Consider the following 21,475-nt stretch of genomic DNA (forward strand, 5'->3'; position numbering starts at 1 on the left):
GACGGGAATTCGGAAGGGTGTTCGCCGTCGGCATGGCACCCTTGCTGTGATCACGACAGCCGCGACAAAGGACGCTTCCGCCGGTATGACCACCCCGCCGAACCCGCCCAGCACCCCTGCCGGCCCGCCGACGGAACCGGCGGACACGCCCGCTCCCGAAACGGCCCCGATACCGGCGCCCGCCCAGCCGCTCTCGCTCCAGAAGACCCCCGCCGCACCCGCCGCCGAGCCGGCCCCTGAAGCTGCCCCCGAGCCGGCCCCTGAACCGGAACCCGAAGCGGCCCCGGAACCGGCCGTGGAACCGGCGCAGGCCGAAGAGGCCGCCGTCGCCCCCGCCGCTCCGGCGGCGGCCGACGCGCCTGCCTCCGCCCCCGCACCCTCCGCCGCCGAACCCGCCCCGGCTGCCTCGGCGTTCGCACCCCCGGCCCCCACCGCCCCGGCCGCGCCCTTCGGCGCTCCCGGCGCTCCCGGCGCTCCCGGCGCTCCCGGCGGACCGTGGGGCGCGCCCGCTCCCGGCTACGGCTACGGCTCCGCCCCGTACGGCGGCTACGCGCAGACCGCCCCGGCCACCAACGGCCTGGCCGTCGCCGCCCTGATCGTCGGCTGCTTCGGCATCGTGCTGGGCCTCGTCCCGCTCCTCTTCTGGCTCGGCGGCATCCTCGCCGTCACCGGCCTGGGCCTGGGCATCGGCGCCGTCGTGCGCGCCAACAAGGGCGCCCCGAACCGGTCGATGGCCATCCTCGGCACCGTTCTCGGCGGGGTGGGCATGCTCGCCTCCGTCGGCGGCTTCTTCCTGACCGTCGCCGTGTTCGACCGGGGCCCCGACCGCATCGAGGCGGGCATCGACGGGGACGATCTGGACCTGGGCGGCCCGTACCCCAGCAGCGAGCCGTGGCCGTCCAAGTCCGCGTCGCCCTCGCAGGTGCCGGGACTGACCAGCGCGCTCCCGTTCGGCGAGACCTTCACCTACCCCAACGGCGTCAAGGTGAGCCTCTCGAAGCCGACGAAGTACGAGCCGAAGGGCATCATCGCGCGCGAGCAGGTCAAGAACGCGGTCCAGATCACGGTCACCATCACCAACGGTTCGACCGCACCGCACGAGGTGATCTACGCCGTGCCCAACGTCCGTGACGACAAGGGCATGACCGCCGAGATGGTCTTCGACAGCGGCGGCGGCAGCAGCGTCCCGAAGATGGTGCAGGGATCGATCCTGCCGGGCGAATCCGCCAGCGGCGTCGTGGCGTTCGAGATCCCCGAGGGCACCAAGAGCATCACCGCGGACATCTCCGCCGGAACCGTGCTCGACGACGTGAAGTACGCCGGCCCCATCGGCTGACACGCCCACCCGCCGGGCCGCGTACGACCCGCAACCGCCGCCCGGCGGCCCGGGTACGTGCCGCGGCAGGCCGCCCGACCGGACCGCCTACGCCCGCAGCAGGCTGCTCGGCGGGTCCCCGCGTAGAACCCGGAGCAGGCCGCCCCGGCGGGCCCGCGTACGTCCCGCGGCAGGCCGCCCGGCGGGGCCCTGCGTACCAGCCAACCGCCGCCCGCCGGGCCCGCGCACGACCCCACAGCGGCCACCCGGCGGGTCCCCGCGCGCGTCCCCGCGGGGACCCGCCGGGGACCCGCGCGCGTCCCTGCGGCAGGCCGCTCGACCGGCCTCGCGGCAGCCCTCGCGGGGACCCGCAGGCGCTCCCCGAGGCGCCCCGCCGCAAGCCCGACAGGGGCCCCGCAGCAGCCCCCCGGCCGGGCCGCAGGCGCTCCCCGACAGGGGTCCGCCGCGGCCCCCGCAAGGCCCCGCGGGCAGCCCCGGCAGCGCCCGCCAGACTTCCCCCGCAGCCCTCGCGGGAGCCCCCGGCACGCCGTGGATCACCGGAAACGGGGCGGGACCCAGGACATCGCGTCAGAAAGACGATTAGACTGGGCCCCGTGCCTCAACTACGCCTCGCTCTGAATCAGATCGACTCGCACGTCGGCAACATCGCCGCGAACGCCGACTCGGTCGTCCACTGGACCCGGCACTCCGCCGAGCAGGGCGCCCACCTGGTGGCGTTCCCGGAGATGGTGCTGACCGGGTACCCCGTCGAGGACCTCGCGCTGCGCGCATCCTTCGTCGAGGCCTCCCGCAGCGCCCTGCGCGCACTCGCGGAGCGGCTGGCCGCCGAGGGCTTCGGCGAGCTGCCGGTCGTCGTCGGCTACCTCGACCGGACGGAGCAGGCGACGCCCCGCCTCGGGCGCCCGGCCGGCTCCCCGGAGAACGCGGCGGCCGTCCTGCACCGCGGCCGGGTGGTGCTCCGCTTCGCCAAGCACCACCTGCCCAACTACGGCGTGTTCGACGAGTTCCGGTACTTCGTGCCCGGCGGCACGCAGCCGGTGATCCGGGTGCACGGCGTCGACGTGGCCCTGGCCATCTGCGAGGACCTCTGGCAGGAGGGCGGCCGGGTCCCCGCCACCCGCTCCGCCGGAGCCGGGCTGCTGGTCTCGATCAACGCCTCCCCGTACGAGCGCAACAAGGACGACGTACGCCTCGAACTCGTGCGCAAGCGGGCCCAGGAGGCCGGCTGCACCCTCGCCTACCTGGCGATGATCGGCGGACAGGACGAGCTGGTCTTCGACGGCGACTCGATCGTCGTCGGCGCCGACGGCGAGGTCATCGCCCGCGCCCCGCAGTTCTCCGAGGGCTGCGTCCTGATCGACCTCGACCTGCCCGCCGCACGCGCCGACGCCCCCGAGGGCGTGGTCGACGACGGGCTGCGCATCGACCGCGTCGTCCTGTCCGAGGAGCCGGTGGAGCCGTACGAGCCGGTCGTGACCGGCGGTTACGCCGACCGGCTGGACGACGACGAGGAGGTCTACGACGCGCTGGTCGTGGGCCTGCGCGCGTACGTGAAGAAGAACGGATTCAGCTCCGTCCTGATCGGGCTCTCCGGAGGCATCGACTCCGCGCTCGTCGCCGCCATCGCCTGCGACGCGATCGGCGCGCAGAACGTGTACGGCGTCTCGATGCCCTCGAAGTACTCCTCGGAGCACTCCAAGGGCGACGCGGCCGACCTGGCCGAGCGCACCGGCCTGAACTTCCGGACCGTACCGATCGAGCCGATGTTCGACGCCTACATGGGTGCGCTGGGCCTGACCGGCCTCGCCGAGGAGAACCTCCAGTCCCGGCTGCGCGGCACGCTGCTGATGGCCCTCTCCAACCAGGAGGGCCACATCGTGCTGGCCCCCGGCAACAAGTCGGAGCTGGCCGTCGGCTACTCCACCCTGTACGGCGACTCGGTGGGCGCGTACGGCCCGATCAAGGACGTCTACAAGAGCGACGTCTTCCGGCTCGCCCGGTACCGAAACCGGGCCGCGGCCGAGCGCGGGGAGACCCCGCCGATCCCGGAGAACTCGATCGTGAAGCCGCCGAGCGCCGAGCTGCGCCCGGGGCAGGTGGACACGGACTCGCTGCCGGACTACCCGGTCCTCGACGCGATCCTCGCCCTGTACGTGGACCGGGACCAGGGGCTGGACGAGATCGTGGCCGCCGGCTTCGACGCCGAGCTGGTCGCGAAGACCCTGCGGATGGTCGACACGGCCGAGTACAAGCGCCGCCAGTACCCGCCGGGCACGAAGATCTCCGCGAAGGGCTTCGGCAAGGACCGCCGGCTGCCGATCACGAACGGCTGGCGCGAGCGGGCCTGAGCGGCACGCACGCGCGGGGCCCCACCGCTGATGCGATGGGGCCCCGCGTGCCGCCGCGGGCGGGCGCTACTCGTTCACGGCCGCTACTTGTTCACGGTCAGCCGCGCGGCGACCGGCAGGTGGTCGCTGCCCGTGCGGGGCAGGGTCCAGGAGGCCTCGGGCCGGATCCCGCGGACCATGATCTGGTCGATGCGGGCCATCGGGAACTGCGCCGGCCAGCTGAAGCCGAAGCCGTCACCCGCCGCGCCCTGCGTGGAGCGCATCTGCGAGGTGACCTCGGAGAGGGCGCGGTCGTTCATGGTGCCGTTCAGGTCGCCGAGCAGGACGACCTTCTTCAGGGGTTCGGCGGCGAGCGCGGCGCCCAGCGCGTCGGCGCTGTCGTCGCGCTGGTTGGCGGTGAAGCCGGCGTTCAGCTTCACGCGGACCGAGGGCAGGTGCGCGACGAAGGCGGCGACGTCGCCCTGGGGTGTGGCGACGGTGGCCCGCATGGCCCGGGTCCAGCCCATCCGGATGTCGACGGGCGCGCTGGCGCTCAGCGGGTACTTGCTCCACAGGCCGACGGTGCCCTCGACCGAGTGGTACTTGTACGTGGCCGCCAGGGCCTTCTCGTAGACGGGGACGACACCGCCCTTGAGTTCGGTGAGGGCCAGCACGTCGGCACCGGAGCGGGCGACCGACGCGGCGGTGCCGCGCGGGTCGGGGTTGTCGGCGTCGACGTTGTGGGTGGCGACGACCAGGTCGCCGCCGGTGCCGGACTTGTCGAAGACCAGGCCGCCGAAGAGGTTCAGCCAGACCACCGCGGGCAGCAGCACCGCGATCAGCGCGGTCGCGGACCGGCGCAGGACCGCGCCGGCCACCAGAAGCGGAACGGCCAGGCCCAGCCAGGGCAGGAAGGTCTCGGTGAGGCTGCCGAGGTTGCCCACGTCGTTGGGCAGCTCCGCGTGGAAGATCATCACCAGCGACAGCAGTACGGCGACCGCCGCCAGGGCCAGCCCCCGCCGCCAGATCCCCGGATCCCTGCGCAGTTCGGCCAGCCGGCGCCGGACGCGGGACTCGGAGGGCTCGGGCTCCGAGCCGCCGTTCCCCGGTTCCGTCCTGTACGCCTGTGCCATGCCACTGCCCTCACTGCCGCGCTCGCGCTCCGTCCCCGCCCCTTGACCCTAGGCGATGAAGCGGAGCCTTCCGTGCCGTACATCACGACCGTCCGTCACGGTCGTACGTCCGGGAGGACGAACGGCCGTACGCAGGGGGTTCCGGTTGTCACGAAACGCGCACATTGGCCTACCCGGACCGGCGGAGGCCGCGCACCACTTCCGCCCACGCCCCCGGGGATGCCACCATGGTGGGTGAGTCCGGGGACACCGTGAGGGTGCCTCGAGATGACACAAGGAGCAGTTGCAATGACGCATGCCGTTTCGCCTGCCCGCGAACCCGCAGCCGCGGCCTCCCCCACCCTGTACGGAGGCACGGGCACCCGGCGCATCACCGTCCGCGACCTGACCCTCGCCAAGGAGCGCGGCGAGAAGTGGCCCATGCTCACCGCCTACGACGCGATGACCGCGTCCGTCTTCGACGAGTCCGGCATCCCGGTCATCCTCGTCGGCGACTCGATGGGCAATTGCCACCTCGGTTTCGACTCCACCGTCCCGGTGACGATGGACCACATGACCATGCTGTCGGCGGCCGTCGTACGCGGCACCAGCCGTGCGCTGGTCATCGGCGACATGCCGTTCGGCTCGTACCAGGAAGGCCCCGTGCAGGCGCTGCGCAGCGCGACCCGCCTGGTCAAGGAGGCCGGGGTGGGCGCCGTGAAGCTGGAGGGCGGCGAGCGTTCGCTGGCCCAGACCGAGCTGATCGTGCAGGCGGGTATCCCCGTCATGTCCCACCTGGGTCTGACCCCGCAGTCGGTCAACGCCATGGGCTACCGGGTGCAGGGCCGCGGCGACGAGGCCGCCCACCGGCTGCTGCGCGACGCGAAGGCCGCGCAGGACGCGGGCGCGTTCGCGGTCGTGCTGGAGCTCGTCCCGGCCGAACTGGCCGCCGAGGTCACCCGGTCCCTGCAGATCCCGACGGTCGGCATCGGCGCGGGCGCGGAGTGCGACGCGCAGGTCCTGGTGTGGACCGACATGATGGGCCTGACCGGCGGGAAGATGCCCAAGTTCGTCAAGCAGTACGCGAAGCTCCGCGAGACGATGACGGACGCGGCGAAGGCCTTCGCCGAGGACGTCGTCGGCGGCACGTTCCCGCAGGAGCAGCACGCGTTCCACTGAGACCGCTCCGACAGCCCGCCGACCGCGCGTCGGCGGGCTGTCGTATGTCTGTCGTACGTTTGTCGGTCGCCTGTCGGAGCTTTGTCAGTGGCGCCTGGTCCCATGGTGGACATGACGCGAAACGACAAGAACCCCAACGCCGTGGAGGTGCGGGGGCTGGTCAAGCACTACGGCGAGACCAAGGCCCTCGACGGTGTCGACCTGGATGTCCGGGAGGGCACGGTCCTCGGGGTCCTCGGGCCCAACGGCGCCGGCAAGACCACGCTGGTGCGGTGCCTCTCCACCCTGATCACCCCGGACGCGGGGACGGCCACCGTCGCCGGATTCGACGTGGTCCGCCAGCCGCGGCAGCTGCGCCGCACCATCGGCCTGACCGGCCAGTACGCCTCGGTCGACGAGAAGCTCTCCGGCTGGGAGAACCTCTACATGATCGGGCGGCTGCTCGACCTCTCCCGCAAGGACGCCCGCAGCCGGGCGGACGAGATGCTGGAGCGCTTCTCCCTGACCGAGGCGGCGAAGAAGGCCGCCATGCACTACTCCGGCGGTATGCGGCGCCGGCTCGACCTGGCCGCCTCGCTGATCGGCCGGCCGGCCGTGATCTACCTGGACGAGCCGACCACCGGTCTCGACCCCCGTACCCGCAACGAGGTGTGGGACGAGGTCCAGCGCCTGGTCGCGGAGGGCGCCACCGTGCTGCTGACCACGCAGTACATGGAGGAGGCCGAGCAGCTGGCGAGCGAGCTGACGGTCATCGACCGCGGCAAGGTCATCGCCAAGGGCAAGGTCGACGAGCTGAAGGCCCGCGTCGGCGGCCGCACCCTGAAGATCCGTCCCGTGTCCGCCGCGGACCTGCCGGGCATGGCCCGCTCGCTGGCCGAGGCCGGACTGGACGGCGTGGCCGGCTCCCAGGCCGTACCGGACGAGGGTGTGCTCCTCGTGCCGATCCTGAGCGACGAGCAGCTGACCGCCGTGGTCGGGCTGCTGGCCGCCCGCGGGTACGCGATCGCCGACCTCGGCACCTACCTGCCCAGCCTCGACGAGGTTTTCCTGGCCATCACCGGCCAGAAGCCCACGCTCGTCGAGGACTCCGTTCCCACCGAGAAGACCGAGGAGGTCGCGGCATGAGCACCGTAACCACGACGAAGCCCGCGCCCTCCGCGCCCGGCCCGGCCCGGCCGGCCGCCGCGCACGGTGAGGGACGGATCGGCCTGCGGGCGAACCTGCGGCACATCGGCGCCCTGGTGCGCCGCAACGCCCTGCAGATCAAGCAGGACCCGGAGTCGATGTTCGACGTCCTGTTCATGCCGATCATCTTCACGCTGCTGTTCGTGTTCGTCTTCGGCGGCGCGATCTCCGGCAAGGGCAACCAGGCGGACTACGTGAACTACGTGGTCCCGGGCCTCATGGCCATGATGGGCATGAACATCGCGATGGCGGTGGGCACCGGCGTCAACGACGACTTCAAGAAGGGCGTGATGGACCGGTTCCGGTCCATGCCGATCGCCCGGTCGTCCGTACTCCTGGCCAAGATCGTCGTCGAGCTCGGCCGGATGATGGTGGCCATCGCGATCCTGCTGGGCGTGGGCTTCATGCTCGGCCTGTCGATCAAGTCCTCGGTGCTGGACCTGTTCCTCGCCATCGGACTGTCGGCCGTCTTCGGCAGCGCGCTGATGTGGATCTTCATCCTGCTCGGTCTCACCATGAAGACCGCCCAGGCCGTCCAGGGCATGGCGATGCTGGTCCTGATGCCGCTGCAGTTCGGCAGCTCGATCTTCGCCCCGCCGTCGACGATGCCGGGCTGGCTCCAGTCCTTCACGGACTACAACCCGCTGTCGAACCTGGCGGACGCCGCCCGCGCCCTGATCAACGGCACCCCCGTCGGCGACTCGGTGTGGATGACGCTGCTCTGGTCGCTGGCCATCACCGCGGTCACCATGCCGCTCGCGGTCCGCAAGTTCCGCCAGAAGACCTGACCCGCGGACCGGTCCACTCCGGATCGCGTCCCGGACGGGCACCGGCCGGGGGCCGGGTCAGACGAGGGCGGTGGCCTCCTCCAGGGTGAGGCCGCCGCCTTCGGCGTACGCCGCCTCGTAGGCGGTGTCGCCGAGCGCTGAGCGCGCCTGCTTCTCGGCGAAGGCGAAGTCCTCGCGTTCCGTCGTCACGGGGAAGTGGGCGGGCGGCATCAGCGCGCGGTAGGCACCGAGCAGCCGGGCGCCGTCGTACTCCCGCCGCGGACCGCCGGGCGACACCAGGGAGACGGCCGCCGTCAGCAGGAAGGTGGCGGGCAGGTGCGGGGCGACCATCAGCGCCAGCGGGTGCCGGAAGGCGGCCGTGGCGTCGCGGATGCCCTGCAGGGCGTCCTCGTAGCGGCCGTCCTGGTTGTCCAGCCAGGCCGTCGTGGCCAGCAGGAACACGTCGAAGATCGCGTACGCGCCGAAGGCGAACTCCTCGCGCAGCACCCGGATCTGGACGCGGGCCTCGTCGATCCGTCCGGTACGGCCGAGGATGCCCGCGAGGAACATCCGGGCGGCGGGCATCGCCTCGTTGCCGAAGCGCTGCACCGTGGCGGTGATCTCGGTGAGGATCCGCTCGGCCTCCGCGATCTCGCCGTTCTCGGTGAGCGTGCCAGCCATCCGGACGCGCAACACCGTCACCTGCGCCTTCGCGCCGAGGCGTTCGGCGTACGCGATCGCCTCGCGGTAGTCGCGGGCGGCCAGGGCGTACTCGCCGCGCCGCTCCCGCGACTCGGCGCGGGCGGAGAGCGCCTCCGCGCAGCCCCAGTCGTCGCCGAGTTCCCGGAAGAGCTCCAGGCTCTCGTCGGCGTCGCGGGAGGCGTCGCCGGCCCAGTCGGCGCGGTTGGCGAGGATGTTGGCGCGTAGTTGGAGGGCGGAGGCGAGCTCCCAGCGGTAGCCGAGCGTGCGGGCGGTGGCGACGGTCTCGTCGACGACGCGTTTGAGCAGCCCGGCATCGCCCGCGATCATGACGGCGTAGATCCATAGGGAGGCCGGTGTGCGGCAGGTCTGCGGCAGCCCGGGCCGGTAGGTGGCGATCACCCCGTCGACCAGGGCCCGGACCTCGGGGTCGTCCCAGTCCTTGTTGGTCTGGTCCCGGGACGCCAGCCGGACCAGGTGCAGGGCGCGCCAGGCCTCGTCGAGCACCTCGCCGCAGTAGGGCGGCGGCGAGTCCACGAGCTGCCCGTACACCGGCTCGGCGGGTACGACGGGGACGGCCGCGAAGGGGTCGGGGCCGAGGGCCGCGACCGCTTCCGCCCAGTGCCGGGACTCGGTCCGCTGGTCGTGCAGGTGCCAGTACCAGCCCAGGGCGTGGACGAGGCAGAGGGCCTCGTCCACGTCGCGGGTGGTGACGGCCCGGCGCAGGGCCGTACGGAGGTTCTCGTACTCGGTGGCGAGCCGATCCGCCGCCTCCCGCTGGCGGTGGCCGCGCAGCAGGGGGTCGCTGGTCCGGGCGAGTTCGCGGTAGTGGACGAGGTGGCGGCGGGCGGTGTCGTCGCGGTCGCCGCCGGCTTCGGCTTCGCCGAGGCGCTCGGCGGCGTACTCGGCGACCGTCTCCAGGAGGCGGTACCGCATGCCGGAGCCGCCGGGGCCGGGGGCTGCGATGACCAGGGACTTGTCGACGAGGGAACCGAGGGTGTCGGCGACGTCCAGGGCGGCGTCGTCCCCGGACGGGTCGGCGCAGACGGCTTCGGCGGCGGCGAGGTCGCAGCCGCCCGCGAAGACGGACAGCCGGCGCAGCACGGTCCGCTCGGCCTCGTCGAGGAGGTCCCAGGACCAGTCCACGACGGCCCGCAGGGTCTGCTGGCGCGGCAGCACCGTGCGGGCGCCGCTGGTCAGCAGCCGGAACCTGTCGTCGAGCCGGTCCGCGATCTGCCGCGGCGTCAGCAGCCGCAGCCGGGCCGCGGCCAGCTCGATCGCGAGGGGCAGCCCGTCGAGGCGGCGGCAGATCTCGGCCGCGGCGGCCGGGTCCTCGTCCACGGTGAAACCGGCACGGGCCGCGGCCCCGCGGTCGCCGAGCAGCCGCAGCGCGATCGGGTCGGGCAGCGGTTCGACGGGGCGCAGCGACTCCCCGGGCACGCCGAGGGGTTCGCGGCTGGTGGCGAGGATCTGGACGCCCGGGCAGTGGGTGAGGAGGCGTTCGGCGAGTTCGGCGGCGGCCTCGACGACGTGCTCGCAGTTGTCGAGCACGAGCAGCAGCCTGCGGTGCGCGCAGTGCTCGGCGAGCCGGTCGAGGGGGTCGTCGCCGTTGCGCTCGGTCAGCGCCCGCAGCTCCTCGGCGGCGGCGCCGCGCAGCTTGGTCTCCCGCGCCCCGACGGCGGCGAGGGTGGCCTCGGCGACGTCCTCGGGGTCGTCGACGGGGGCCAGTTCCACCAGCCACACACCGTCGGGCCAGCGGCCGTGCGGCTCGTGGGCCTCGGCGGCCTCCTGGGACAGGCGGGTCTTGCCGGCGCCGCCGGGCCCGAGGAGCGTGACGAGGCGTGCCCGCGCGAGGTCGTCACCGATGACGCGGATGTCGTCCTCGCGCCCGACAAAGGTGGTCAGCCGAGCCCGCAGATTCCCGCTCCCCCGGCCGGGCGGGGCGGGCGCGGCGGCTGCGGCTGCGGCTGCGGTGCTCCCGCCCGCACCGGATCCGCCCTGCGGCCCGGCGGCCCGAGAGCCCGGGCTGCCGCCGGCGGCCGTGCCATGACCCGCGACCGGGGCCTCACCCTGTGCCGGACCATGGCCTGCGGCCGGGCCGTAGCCCTGTGCCGGACCGTGACCGTGGGCCGGGCCGTGACCCTGTGCCGGGCCGTGACCGTGGGCCGGGCCATGGCCGTGGGCCGGGTGGCCGGGAGCATGTACGTGCCCCGCGCCCGGGGCCGGAGCGTAGCCCGCAGCCGGGGCCGGGCCCGGGGCGGAGCCGTAAGCCGGCGCGTGCCCCGCAGCCGGGGCCGGGCCTTGAGCCTGGCCATGGGCGGAGCCGGAGGCCGGGGCGTGGCCCGAGCCCGGAGCGTGCCCCGCGGCCGGGACCGGGCCATGCCCCGCAGCCGGGGCCGGGCCTTGAGCCTGGCCATGGGCGGAGCCGGAGGCCGGGGCGTGGCCCGAGCCCGGTGCGTGCCCCGCGGCCGGGACCGGGCCTTGGACCGGGCCAGGGGCGGAGCCGTACGCCGGAGCGTGCCCCGCAGCCGGGACCGGGCCTTGGACCGGGCCAGGGGCGGAGCCGTACGCCGGAGCGTGCCCCGCGGCCGAGCCCGGGCCTACGGCCGGTGTGGGGGTGTGGCCGGAGGCCGGGGCAGGGCCGGGACCCGCCGCCGGGGCTTGGGCGGGGCCCGACACCGGGGGCGGGCTGTGACCCGCCGCCGGGCCGCCGGGGGGTGTGAACCTGGGCGGCCGGGTCGGCGGACCGGAGCCCTCCGGGGCCAGGAGTTCGGCGTGCAGGGTGCGGAGGGCCGGGCCGGGGTCCGTGCCGAGGCGGTCGGCCAGGTCCCGGCGTACGTCGTCGTAGGCGGACAGCGCCTCCGCGGCGCGGCCCGCGTCGCGCAGGGCCCGGATCCGCAGCGCCTGGAGCGGCTCGTCCAGCGGCTGCCGCGCGCACAGCGCGGTCAGCTCCGGCAGGGCGTGCTCCGCCCGGCCCAGGGCCAGGGCCGCGGCGAGCCGGCCCCGGCGCGCCTCCATCCGTACGGCCTCCCAGCGCGCGGCCTCCGCGGCCGGATCGGGCAGGTCCGCGAGGGCGGGTCCGCGCCACAGGGCGAGGGCCTGCTCGTACAGGGCGGTGGCCTCGGCCGGGTCCGGGGCCTCGGCGCCGGCCCGGGCCAGCCGCTCGAAGCGGTACAGGTCGACGTCCTCGCGGTCGGCGGCGAGCCGGTAGCCGCCGTCGGCGGACAGCACGGCCGTGTGCCCCAGCGCCCGGCGCAGCCGGGCCACCAGCGCCTGCAGGGCGGCCACGGCGTCGGCCGGCGGGTCGCCGTTCCACACCTCGTCGACCAGCAGCCGGGCCGGCACCACCCGCCCCGGGCGCAGCGCGAGCGCGGTCAGGAGCGCACGCAGGCGCGCCCCGCCGACGGCCACGGGGGTCCCGTCGTCGCGGAAGACCTGGGCGGAGCCGAGAATCGCGTAACGCACCGGCCCATTGTCCCCGGACCCCGGCCCGGCCCCGAACCGTTTTCCGCACGCGCCCCGGGATAGGTTTCCCCGCATGGTTCATCAGGGCACCCGCCACGAGCGGCGGATCAGTTCGGTATTCATCGGGATCTTCGCCGTCATGGCCGTCACGGGCTGGGCGGTGTGGACGGGGTACTCGGCGAGCGCCGGCCTCGCCGTGTTCCTCTTCGTGACGTCGGCGTGGATCGTCTCCCTCTGCCTGCATGAGTACGCGCACGCCCGTACCGCCCTGCACGGCGGTGACCTCACCGTCGGGGCCAAGGGCTACCTGACGCTGAACCCGCTGAAGTACACGCACGCACTGCTCAGCATCGTCCTGCCGGTGATCTTCGTGATCCTGGGCGGGATCGGCCTGCCGGGCGGCGCGGTCTTCATCGAGCGCGACCGGATCCGGGGGCGCTGGAAGCACAGCCTGATCTCGGCGGCGGGCCCGCTGACGAACGTGGCCTTCGCGGTCGTCTGCACGGCCCCGTTCTGGCTGGACGCGCTGGACGGGGTGCCGCTCGCCTTCCGCTACGCGCTCGGCTTCCTCGCGATGCTCCAGGTGACGGCGGCGATACTGAACTTCCTGCCGGTGCCGGGCCTCGACGGGTACGGGGTGATCGAGCCGTGGCTGTCGTACCGGGTACGGCGCGAGATGGAGCCGCTGGCGCCGTTCGGCCTGATCGCGGTCTTCGCGCTGCTGTGGATCCCGGCGGTCAACGCCGTCTTCTTCGACGTCGTGGACGGCGTGCTGTCGGCGCTGGGCGTGTCGGACCTGGAAACGTACTGCGGCCGCGACCTCTACCGCTTCTGGCAGGAGGGCACGGGCGTCTGCGAGGTCCCGCAGGACTAGACCGTCTCTTCCGGATCGTGCCGAGCCGGCGCAGGAAACCCCGTCGCCCCAGGCCCGTCCGGCACCTACCATGGCCCGCCGTGCCTACACACGAAGAGATCATCGAGCGGGCCCTGGAGCGGATCGGCGCAGGGTACGTCTTCCCCGAGAAGACCGAGGCCATCGACGCCGCGGTCCGGCGCCGGCTCGCGGCCGGCGAGTACGACGGCCTGGACGAGCGGGTGCTGTGCGAAGCGGTCACGGCACACATCCAGGAGGTGTGCCCGGACAAGCACCTGCGGCTGCTGTGGTCCGAGGAACCGCAGTCGCTGGAACCGGAGGACCAGGACGCCGGACGGGCCGCGTTCCTCGCGCTGCTGGAGGCCGAGAACCACGGGGTGCGGCGCGTCGAGCGGCTGGAGGCCTCGACCGCCCCGTGTACGTGCTGACCGGCGCGCTCACCTTCTCCGGGGGCGAGGACGTCGCCCACACCCTCCAGGCGCACGGCCGTGCCGTCCTCGTCGGGGAGACCACGCGGGGCGGTGCGCACCCCACGGACCGGCACGCGGTGAGCGAGCACGTCCTGGTGGCGGTGCCGGCCGCCCGGACGATCAGCACGGTGACGGGCGGCAACTGGGAGGGCGTCGGGGTCGTCCCCGACATCGCGGTCCCGGCCGATCAGGCGCTCGACGCGGCACTCAAGGCCGCACGGGCCGCCGCCGGGAGCTGACGGCTCAGGCGTTGCGCGCGGTGGCGGCCTTCTCGGCCTTGGCCTTGCGCATGTAGTACCAGGCCATGTTCGACGTGAGGCCCGCCAGCAGCACCCACACGATCCCGAGGAAGCTGCCCTCCACGAAGGCGACGACGGCTGCGGCCACAGCGAGGACGCAGACGACAACGGCGAAGACGGCAAGGCGGGGCATGGGAAGAGCTCCTCGGGGACACGAAAGGGGGTCGAGCCCCTCCAGTGTCCCCCATGCCCCGCAGTGCTGCCGTAAAGGCGCCGCGCAGCCGGTGGGGTGGTCAGACGTCCGTCGTGCGGAGGCCGGCGTGGGCCTTGTAGCGGCGGTTGGTGGAGATCAGGTTCGCCACGAGGGCCTCGACCTGGTGGGCGTTGCGCAGGCGGCCCGCGAAGATGCCGCGCATGCCGGGGATGCGGGCGGCCAGGGCCTGGACGATGTCGGTGTCGGCGCGGGATTCGCCGAGGACCATGACGTCGGTGTCGATCTCGTCGATCGACTCGTCCTGGAGGAGGACCGCCGAGAGGTGGTGGAAGGCGGCCGTGACGCGGGAGTCCGGGAGGAGGGCCGCGGCCTGCTGGGCGGCGCTGCCCTCTTCGACCTGGAGGGCGTAGGCGCCCTGCTTGTCGAAGCCGAGCGGGTTGACGCAGTCGACCACGAGCTTGCCCGCGAGGTCCTCGCGGAGCGCTTCGAGGGTCTTGGCGTGACCCTCCCACGGCACCGCGATGATGACGATGTCGCTGCGGCGCGCGCACTCGGCGTTGTCCGCGCCCTCCACGCCGAGCCCCAGTTCCTCGGCGGCGGTGTGCGCGCGGTCGGCGGCACGGGAGCCGATGATCACCTTCTGGCCGGCGCGGGCGAGCCGGTAGGCGAGGCCGCGGCCCTGGTCACCGGTGCCGCCGAGGACGCCGACGACGAGGCCTGACACGTCCGGCAGGTCCCACGGGTCCTTGGCCGGCGGCTTCTGCGTGCTGTCTGAGGAAGTCATGGAGGCGAGGGTACTGCCGGGTAGCTCACAGTCGAAGAGCCGGGAAGCGCCCCCCGTGTCGGCCCGATGCGGCAGGATGCGGCCATGGATGCCGTCAGGGTCGCCCTGCTGCGCGAGGTGCTCGCCGGTACGCAGTGGCCGGGCGACGCGCGCCGCTTCGCCGGCTCGCTGCGCCGGTCCGTCGTGCCGGCCGGCGGGAAGCTGCTGCTGGTGGGGACCGAGGGCTACGAGCCCTGGCACCTGGCGGCGCACCTCGTCGACGAGGCCGCCTGGTCGGGCCGGCCGGAGCTGGCGCCGACGCTCGTGCGCCACCGGGTGAGGTCCGGGGAGCCGCCGCACCTGTCGGTGGGGCTGGGCCGGCTGGCGGCGGCCGGGCGCGGGCACACCGTACTGGTGGTGGCGCCCCGGGAGCCCGGCGCGGGGCTGCTGGAGCGGGTGCACGACGCCCGCCGGGCGGGGGCGACCGTACTGTCCCTGGACGGCGGGGACCGGGACCTGGGGGCGCTGGCGCACGAGGCGCTGTCGGTGCCGGACGGCGGCGCCGAACTGGACCTGGACACCGTGCAGCACCTGGTCAGCGCGGCGGCCGGGGAGAACGGCCCGCCGGCGCAGCGCGGCTCCCGCCGGCTGCGGGACCGGCTGGCGGGGCTGGCCGACCGGCTGACCGCGCCCCCGCCCAGCCGCTGGTAGTCCCGGTCGTCGCCGAGGGCGGTCCCGGTGGTCCCCGTCGTCGCCGAGGGCGGGTCAGGTGGCCGTGCCCTCTTCGTCCTCGCGGGTCTTGTCATTCCACTTGGGGTCGTTCTGCCACTCGAGGTTGCGCTCCTGCGCGGTCTCCATGGCGTGGGCGGCCTCCTCGGGCGTTCCGTACGGGCCGAAGCGGTCCTTCGCCGGGCACTCGGGGCCTTCCTCGACCTTCTGGTGGACCAGGCAGTAGTACCACTCGCCGGCTTTGCCCACCTGGCGCTTCTTGAACAGGGCCATCGTCGTCCCGGCTCCTCTCGATGCCTCCGCAAGCCGCTGTGTGCCGCTCTATCCCGCCATGCTGCCCCATCCACGCTGGATACACTCGCTTGCATGTCCGGTCAGTCGCTGCTCGTACCAGGCGAGCTCTCTCCCGCCCGTTCCGTTCCCGGAAACATCCGCCGGCCCGAGTACGTCGGCAAGCCCGCGCCCACTCCGTACACCGGACCGGAGGTGCAGACGGCCGAGACCATCGAGGCCATGCGCATCGCCGGCCGGATCGCCGCCCAGGCGATGGCGGAGGCCGCCAAGCTGATCGCGCCGGGGGTGACCACCGACGAGCTCGACGAGGTCGCCCACGCGTACATGTGCGACCACGGCGCCTACCCCTCGACGCTCGGCTACCGCGGCTACCCGAAGTCGCTCTGCTCCTCGGTCAACGAGGTCATCTGCCACGGCATCCCCGATTCCACCGTCCTGCGCGACGGCGACATCGTGAACCTCGACGTGACGGCGTACATCGGCGGGGTGCACGGCGACAACAACGCCACCTACCTGTGCGGCGACGTGGACGAGGAGTCGCGGCTGCTGGTGGAGCGCACCCGTGAGGCACTGAACCGGGCGATCAAGGCCGTCAAGCCGGGCCGTCAGATCAACGTCATCGGCCGCGTCATCGAGTCGTACGCGAAGCGCTTCGGCTACGGCGTGGTCCGGGACTTCACCGGCCACGGCATCAACTCGTCCTTCCACTCCGGCCTGATCATCCCGCACTACGACAGCCCGCACGCGACCACGGTCATCGAGCCGGGAATGACCTTCACGATCGAGCCGATGCTGACCCTGGGCACCCACGACTACGACATGTGGGACGACGGCTGGACGGTCGTCACGAAGGACCGCAAGCGGACCGCGCAGTTCGAGCACACGCTGGTGGTCACGGACTCCGGGGCGGAGATCCTGACCCTTCCCTGAGCGGTTTCCGGCCGGAGGCCTCTTTACCGACAAGGCGTCGGGAACCCATTGACTTAGGCAAGCCTAAGTAGGAGTATCGGGCGTGGCGGCACTGTCGCCACGCCCGTTTCCTCTTCTGGGAGGTCCGCCTTGGACGCCTTCTCCACGGTCATCCGCGTCGCCTCGCACGAGCAGCACACCGAGGCCGAGACGTCGACCTTCATGAGCGACATGCTGGGCGGACGGCTCGGCGTGGACGCGTACACGCGCTACACCGAGCAGCTGTGGTTCGTGTACCGGGCCCTGGAGGAGGCCGCCGAGTCCCTGAAGGACGACCCGGTGGCGGGCCCCTTCATCCGGCCCGAGCTGATGCGCGTCGCGGAGATCGAGCGCGACCTGGCGCACCTGCTGGGTCCCGCGTGGCGCGAGCAGGTGGTGGCGCTGCCCTCGACCGAGGCCTACGCCGCCCGGGTGGCCCAGTGCGCGGCCGAGTGGCCGGGCGGCTACGTCGCCCACCACTACACCCGCTACCTGGGCGACCTCTCCGGCGGGCAGATCATCCGCGACAAGGCGGAGCGCACCTGGGGCTTCGAGCGCAAGGGCGACGGCGTCCGCTTCTACGTCTTCGCGGACATCTCCAACCCGGCGGCCTTCAAGCGGACCTACCGCGAGCTGCTGGACGCGATCGCCGCCGACGACCTGGAGAAGCAGCGCATCATCGACGAGTGCAAGCGCGCCTTCGACTTCAACGGAGCGGTCTTCCGCGAGCTGGGCGAGGAGTTCCGCCTCACCGCGTGACCGCCTCACCGCGACCTCGCGCCGCCGCGAGGCCGGGCCCGGGCCCGGCCTCGCGGCGGTTTCATGAGCCCGCCACCGCCCACAGGACGAGCCAGGTGACGACCAGCACGTTCGGGTAGAACAAGGCCAGGAGGCAGCCGGCGCTTCCCATCGCGAGGCGCCTGCGGCGCTGCGCGTCCGTCCGCGGCGGAATCCAGGTGGCGGCCACCAGTGCGAACGGGACGACGTAGAACAGGGCGTACGGGCCCGGGACCTCGGGCAGGTACGAGATCGCCCGGCCGAGCCACGCCGCGGCCGGCCCCAGCACGGTGAAGAGCGCCGCCACGGCCGGCCACTGCCGCCGCGCGTAGGGCGGCCCGGGCATCGAGTTCGTCGTCATCCCCCCATGGCACCGCGGCGCCCGGTGGCCGCGCCAGCGCTCAGGTACTCACTTCACCGGTGCGGGATACCCAGCTACGCGAGGGCGGCCGGGGGCTGGGCGAAGCGGACGCGGCCGCCCACCTCGATCGTGCCGTCGGCGCCGGGGGCGGTGAGGATCTGTGAGCCGGCGCCCTGGGTGATGTTCAGGGCGCGGTCCAGCTCGGCCGTCAGCAGGATCGCCGCCGAGCCGGTGGCCTCGTCCTCGGCGATGACGCCGTCGGGGCGGCGCGGGAAGCCGCGGGCCCGGACGCGGCCCGCGGCCTCGTCCTCCCACGCCCAGGCGTACAGCCAGCCCTCGCCCGGCGGCGGCGCCGGGAGCGCCTCGACCTCGGCGACGCTCCCGAACTGCTGCGTGCGCTTGCCCTCGACCCACTCGGGCCGGGCGGTGATCCAGGTGAACTCCCCGTCGTCACGCGCCCATACGGATCCGACGGGCGGCTGGAGCTCCTCGATGTCCAGCAGCCACGCGAGCCCGACCAGCGGGTGTCCGGCGAAGGACATCCGGGTGCCGGGGGTGCGGATGTCGACGACCCCGCGCTCGGGGTCGTCGACGAACACCGTCTCGCTGTAGCCGAGTTCGGCGGCCAGCGCCTGCCGGGACGCGTCGTCGGGGCAGGTCCGGCCGTCGCGCACGACACCGAGCAGGTTGCCGTACCGGCCGTCACCCGCGCAGAAGACCCTCAGGACATCGAGATCGTTCACGCGGGAATTCAAGCACGGTTCAGAGCTGGGCCGGACGGCGCCTGCGCGCGAGGAAGATCGCGCCCGCGCCGGCCGCGATCACGACACCGGAGGTGGTGAGCAGGGCTCCGGCCGGGATCTCGGCGCCGGTGTCGGCGAGGTTGCCGCCGACGGAGCCGCCGCCGACCGAGCCGCCGCCCGCGGTGCCGCCCGTACCGCCGGTGGTTCCGCCGGTGCCTGCGCCGGCCGTTCCGCCGGTGGTCGTGGTGGCGCCCGTGGACGGCAGGGCGGCGTCCTTGTCCACGGCCACGGAGAAGGTGAGCGGGTCGATCGGGTCGCCCGCCTTGTACAGGGAGCCGGTGGTTTCGTTGGCGAAGGCGGCCGCGCCGTCGGCGGTGAAGGCGGCCGGTACGGCGTTGAGCGCCAGTACGCCGTTCTTCGTCTTGTAATCGGTCTTCGACAGGTCGAGCGTGGCGAAGGCGACGCCCGTCCTGCTGCCGGCGGCGTTCTTGACGTCGAGGTAGAGCGTGCCGGTCCTGCCGGTGGCGTCGACGCGGGGGTTGGCGAAGGTCATGTCGATGCCGTGGGCCGCGTACTGGAAGCGGAGGTTGCCCTCGAAGGAGGCGTTCAGCTTCTGCTTCTTCACATCCAGCTCGCCCTTGCCGAAGGCGAAGTCGAAGAGGTCGCCGTTCTTCGCGGCGCCGCCGGCCGGGGTGATCGAGCCCGCGCCCAGCACGTAGCGGCGGAAGGACTCCTTCACGCCCCATGTCAGCTTGCCGTTCAGGACCTTCTGCGGGCCGTCGGCCGGGGTGGTGGGGCTGGGGTCCTTGGTGGGGGCGGGGTCCTTGGTGGGGGTCGGCTTCGTCGGGGTCGGTTCGGGGGCGGGCTCCTCGAACTTCAGGGCAGCGTTGAGCGGGTCGCCGGCCTTGTTCTCGTACCCCGGGGAGCCGAGCGCTTCCGCGGCCTCCTTGGTGAGGGTCGTCGCGAGGGCGGTCATCGACCGGCCGGCGAAGGCCACGGTGGCCAGCGGCACGTCCTGGGCCGTGGCACCGGACTTGGTGACGTCGGCGGTCAGCTTCTTGGTACCGGTGTCGATACGGATGTCGGAGAGCTTGACCTCGAAGCCGTGGCCGGTCGGCGGGGCGGGCGAGGAGAAGGTGACGCTGCCCTTGAAGGCGGCCTTCACCACGTGGCCGCCGGCCGGGTCGTACTGGCCCGTGGCGTCGATGAACTTCAGGGTGCCGTCGGCGTTCTGCACGGCGCCGTCGGCGACGGCGATGGTGCCCTTGGCCATGCCGGTCACGTAGGCGCGGTAGCTGGCGAGGACGCCCCAGTCGAGGGAGCCGCCGACGATCTGCACGGGCCCGGTGGGAGGACCGCCGGCGGCGGTGGCCGGCAGGGCGAGGGCGGTGGCGCCGAGGGCGGCGGCGGTCAGAACGGCGGCCGCGAGGCAGACGCGGCGGCGGATGGACGACATGACGGGAAACTCCTGAAGGACGGAAGGAAAGGGGAGCGGGACACGCGGATCGCTACGAGGCCCCATCACCGCCCGGTCCCGCGGTACCGGCAGCGGCAGTCGGCGAGGGAGGGGACGACGTGGCGGTGGCGACGGCGGCGGGCGTTCTGCGGCGGTGGCGGATGGTCAGGGTGGTGACGGTGGCGGCCAGGAGGAGGGCGGCTGCGGCCAGGGCGGCGTAGAGGGCGGTGTTCGAGGACTTATCGGGCTCCGCGGCCGCGGCCGGGGGCGCGGCCGGGGGCGCCGAGGGGGCGGCCGTGGAGCCCAGGTCGGGCAGGGCCGGCAGCGCCGCCGTGGCGTCGAGGGCGACGGCCAGCGAGACGGGGTCCATCTCGGTGCCGGCCTTGTACATGGAGTTGAAGGCCTGCGAGCCGCCCTCGGTGAGGGTGGCCGGGGCCTCGGCCAGGATGACCAGCGCACCCTCGGTCTTCAGACCCTTGGCGTCGAACTCGACCAGCGGGACGGCGTTCTTCGTCGCACCCGCCGTGGTGACGTCCGCGGACAGCACACCCCTGCCGTTCTCCACCTTCACGCCCACCTTGCCCAGCGTCAGATCCAGGTGGGCACCGGTGAACTTGACCGTGCCGGCGAAGGCGGCCTCAAGGGTGCCGTTCCGGCCGTCGTACGTACCTTTGCCCTGCGGGAAACGGAACAGCGCGCCGCCGTCCTGGGCCCCCTCGGCGAGGGTCCACCCGCCCTGGCCGATCGAACCGGTGACGTACTCGCGGAAGGTACGCCGCACCCCCCAGTCGACGGCGGCGTCGGCGAAGCCCCCCGGCGCCTGCGAGGCCTGGGCCGGGACGCCGGGCCGGGTGGCGGCCGGCTGCGAGGGCTCCGCGGCCGGGGCGGTCCGCACGTCGGCCGAGAGCGAGAGCGGGTCGAGCTGCGCGCCGGCCGGGTAGTAGCCGGCGAACGCCTGGGCGCCCTGGGCGGTGAGGGTGACCGGGATGTTCGTGAGGGTCAGCGGACTGGCGCCGCCCTTCATGTTGATCCCGCCGACGCCGAGCGTCGCGAACGGCACCTGGCTCTGGTTGCTGACCGTGCCGGTGTCCTTGGCCTTGCTGGACACGTCCACGTACAACGTCCCGCCACCACCACTGATCTTGACGGTCGGCCGGCTGACGGTCATGTCCAGCTCGTACACACCGTCCGGCTTCTGGTGGCCCTGGAAGGTGACTCCACCGGAGTACGAGGCTTCGAACGCGCCGGTTGCGGGGTCGTAGGAGCCGGTCGCCGAGTGGAAGCGGAACAGACTTCCGCCGACCGTGGCGGCTCCGCTCTTCAGCTTGAAACCGCCTTTCGCCACCGGCCCGGTGACATAACTCTGGAAAGAGGATTTGATGCCCCAGTCGAGCCGACCCCCCTGTACGGTGCCCGCGTGAGCGGCGGCAGCCGGGAGCAAGGCCCCCAACAGGCCCGCCAGCAGGGCGATGGTGAGCGCACGGACGGGTCTCGTGGGCATGAATGCCCCCTCCAGGGTCTAGCAAGCAAGGTTAGG

General features: G+C 73.3%; 20 protein-coding genes. 11 read left to right on the top strand and 9 right to left on the bottom strand.

What is annotated here, in order from left to right; translation table 11 throughout:
* Positions 1-295 precede the first annotated feature (295 nt).
* Both NRK68_RS10305 and NRK68_RS10310 read left to right on the top strand, forming a co-directional pair.
* A complete protein-coding gene (locus NRK68_RS10305; protein ID WP_257855640.1) occupies positions 296-1,336 on the top strand; it encodes a DUF4190 domain-containing protein in 1,041 nt (346 codons plus the stop codon).
* 593 nt (positions 1,337-1,929) lie between these two features.
* Positions 1,930-3,684: an NAD+ synthase gene (locus NRK68_RS10310; RefSeq protein ID WP_183065135.1), complete on the top strand. Its 1,755-nt coding sequence runs from the start codon at positions 1,930-1,932 to the stop codon at positions 3,682-3,684.
* Between the two features lie 83 nt (positions 3,685-3,767).
* Here the strand turns inward: NRK68_RS10310 and NRK68_RS10315 are convergent, their stop codons facing one another.
* Positions 3,768-4,796 carry an endonuclease/exonuclease/phosphatase family protein gene (locus NRK68_RS10315; RefSeq protein ID WP_183065136.1) on the bottom strand — a complete coding sequence of 343 codons (1,029 nt, stop codon included), beginning with the start codon at positions 4,794-4,796 and terminating at the stop codon, positions 3,768-3,770.
* A 288-nt stretch (positions 4,797-5,084) separates the two neighbouring features.
* On the opposite strand from NRK68_RS10315, the gene panB reads away from it, so the two are divergent.
* The 3 genes from panB to NRK68_RS10330 all read left to right on the top strand — a co-directional run bounded on the left by panB (position 5,085) and on the right by NRK68_RS10330 (position 7,927).
* On the top strand, positions 5,085-5,954 hold the full coding sequence (panB, locus tag NRK68_RS10320) for a 3-methyl-2-oxobutanoate hydroxymethyltransferase (protein ID WP_030964292.1): 870 nt from the start codon (positions 5,085-5,087) through the stop codon (positions 5,952-5,954).
* 102 nt (positions 5,955-6,056) lie between these two features.
* The gene (locus NRK68_RS10325; protein ID WP_183065137.1) at positions 6,057-7,079 is read left to right on the top strand and encodes an ATP-binding cassette domain-containing protein; all 1,023 of its coding nucleotides are present in this window, start codon (positions 6,057-6,059) and stop codon (positions 7,077-7,079) included.
* A complete protein-coding gene (locus NRK68_RS10330; protein ID WP_183065138.1) occupies positions 7,076-7,927 on the top strand; it encodes an ABC transporter permease in 852 nt (283 codons plus the stop codon). Before NRK68_RS10325 ends, NRK68_RS10330 begins: the two co-directional genes overlap by 4 nt.
* 57 nt (positions 7,928-7,984) lie before the next feature.
* Here NRK68_RS10330 and NRK68_RS10335 read toward each other — a convergent pair whose 3' ends face one another.
* The gene (locus NRK68_RS10335) at positions 7,985-12,070 is read right to left on the bottom strand and encodes an AfsR/SARP family transcriptional regulator (protein WP_257855641.1); all 4,086 of its coding nucleotides are present in this window, start codon (positions 12,068-12,070) and stop codon (positions 7,985-7,987) included.
* A 73-nt stretch (positions 12,071-12,143) separates the two neighbouring features.
* Here NRK68_RS10335 and NRK68_RS10340 point away from each other — a divergent pair, with 73 nt between their 5' ends.
* The 3 genes from NRK68_RS10340 (at position 12,144) to NRK68_RS10350 (ending at position 13,653) form a co-directional block, all read left to right on the top strand.
* Positions 12,144-12,944 (top strand): site-2 protease family protein, encoded by an 801-nt coding sequence (locus NRK68_RS10340; protein ID WP_183065140.1) that lies wholly within the window; start codon positions 12,144-12,146, stop codon positions 12,942-12,944.
* Between the two features lie 80 nt (positions 12,945-13,024).
* The gene (locus NRK68_RS10345) at positions 13,025-13,372 is read left to right on the top strand and encodes a S41 family peptidase (RefSeq protein WP_257855642.1); all 348 of its coding nucleotides are present in this window, start codon (positions 13,025-13,027) and stop codon (positions 13,370-13,372) included.
* Positions 13,360-13,653: a S41 family peptidase gene (locus tag NRK68_RS10350; RefSeq protein ID WP_257855643.1), complete on the top strand. Its 294-nt coding sequence runs from the start codon at positions 13,360-13,362 to the stop codon at positions 13,651-13,653. The genes NRK68_RS10345 and NRK68_RS10350 overlap by 13 nt, the downstream gene beginning before the upstream one ends.
* Positions 13,654-13,657: 4 nt before the next feature.
* Here NRK68_RS10350 and NRK68_RS10355 read toward each other — a convergent pair whose 3' ends face one another.
* Together NRK68_RS10355 and npdG are read right to left on the bottom strand one after the other, a co-directional pair.
* Positions 13,658-13,846 carry a hypothetical protein gene (locus NRK68_RS10355; RefSeq protein WP_030849047.1) on the bottom strand — a complete coding sequence of 63 codons (189 nt, stop codon included), beginning with the start codon at positions 13,844-13,846 and terminating at the stop codon, positions 13,658-13,660.
* Positions 13,847-13,946: 100 nt separating this feature from the next.
* A complete protein-coding gene (gene npdG, locus NRK68_RS10360; RefSeq protein ID WP_183065141.1) occupies positions 13,947-14,651 on the bottom strand; it encodes an NADPH-dependent F420 reductase in 705 nt (234 codons plus the stop codon).
* 84 nt (positions 14,652-14,735) lie between these two features.
* Here npdG and NRK68_RS10365 point away from each other — a divergent pair, with 84 nt between their 5' ends.
* The gene (locus NRK68_RS10365) at positions 14,736-15,341 is read left to right on the top strand and encodes a hypothetical protein (RefSeq protein ID WP_183065142.1); all 606 of its coding nucleotides are present in this window, start codon (positions 14,736-14,738) and stop codon (positions 15,339-15,341) included.
* Between the two features lie 54 nt (positions 15,342-15,395).
* Here NRK68_RS10365 and NRK68_RS10370 read toward each other — a convergent pair whose 3' ends face one another.
* Positions 15,396-15,632: a hypothetical protein gene (locus tag NRK68_RS10370; RefSeq protein WP_183065143.1), complete on the bottom strand. Its 237-nt coding sequence runs from the start codon at positions 15,630-15,632 to the stop codon at positions 15,396-15,398.
* 93 nt (positions 15,633-15,725) lie between these two features.
* Here NRK68_RS10370 and map point away from each other — a divergent pair, with 93 nt between their 5' ends.
* Together map and NRK68_RS10380 are read left to right on the top strand one after the other, a co-directional pair.
* Positions 15,726-16,583, top strand: a complete 858-nt coding sequence (gene map, locus NRK68_RS10375) for a type I methionyl aminopeptidase (RefSeq protein WP_183065144.1) — start codon at positions 15,726-15,728, stop codon at positions 16,581-16,583.
* A 129-nt stretch (positions 16,584-16,712) separates the two neighbouring features.
* Positions 16,713-17,360 carry a biliverdin-producing heme oxygenase gene (locus NRK68_RS10380; RefSeq protein ID WP_183065145.1) on the top strand — a complete coding sequence of 216 codons (648 nt, stop codon included), beginning with the start codon at positions 16,713-16,715 and terminating at the stop codon, positions 17,358-17,360.
* 61 nt (positions 17,361-17,421) lie between these two features.
* Here the strand turns inward: NRK68_RS10380 and NRK68_RS10385 are convergent, their stop codons facing one another.
* From NRK68_RS10385 to NRK68_RS10400, 4 genes are all read right to left on the bottom strand, one after another.
* Positions 17,422-17,739 (bottom strand): hypothetical protein, encoded by a 318-nt coding sequence (locus NRK68_RS10385; RefSeq protein WP_183065146.1) that lies wholly within the window; start codon positions 17,737-17,739, stop codon positions 17,422-17,424.
* Between the two features lie 74 nt (positions 17,740-17,813).
* Entirely contained in the window at positions 17,814-18,482 is a 669-nt protein-coding gene (locus NRK68_RS10390) for a PhzF family phenazine biosynthesis protein (RefSeq protein ID WP_107081180.1), read from the bottom strand.
* 19 nt (positions 18,483-18,501) lie between these two features.
* Positions 18,502-19,938, bottom strand: coding sequence for an HtaA domain-containing protein (locus NRK68_RS10395; protein ID WP_183065147.1), 1,437 nt, complete (start codon positions 19,936-19,938; stop codon positions 18,502-18,504).
* A 52-nt stretch (positions 19,939-19,990) separates the two neighbouring features.
* Positions 19,991-21,439, bottom strand: coding sequence for an HtaA domain-containing protein (locus NRK68_RS10400; protein WP_183065148.1), 1,449 nt, complete (start codon positions 21,437-21,439; stop codon positions 19,991-19,993).
* Positions 21,440-21,475: the final 36 nt, after the last annotated feature.

It is taken from the genome of Streptomyces yangpuensis (assembly GCF_024666385.1).
GTDB lineage: Bacteria > Actinomycetota > Actinomycetes > Streptomycetales > Streptomycetaceae > Streptomyces > Streptomyces yangpuensis.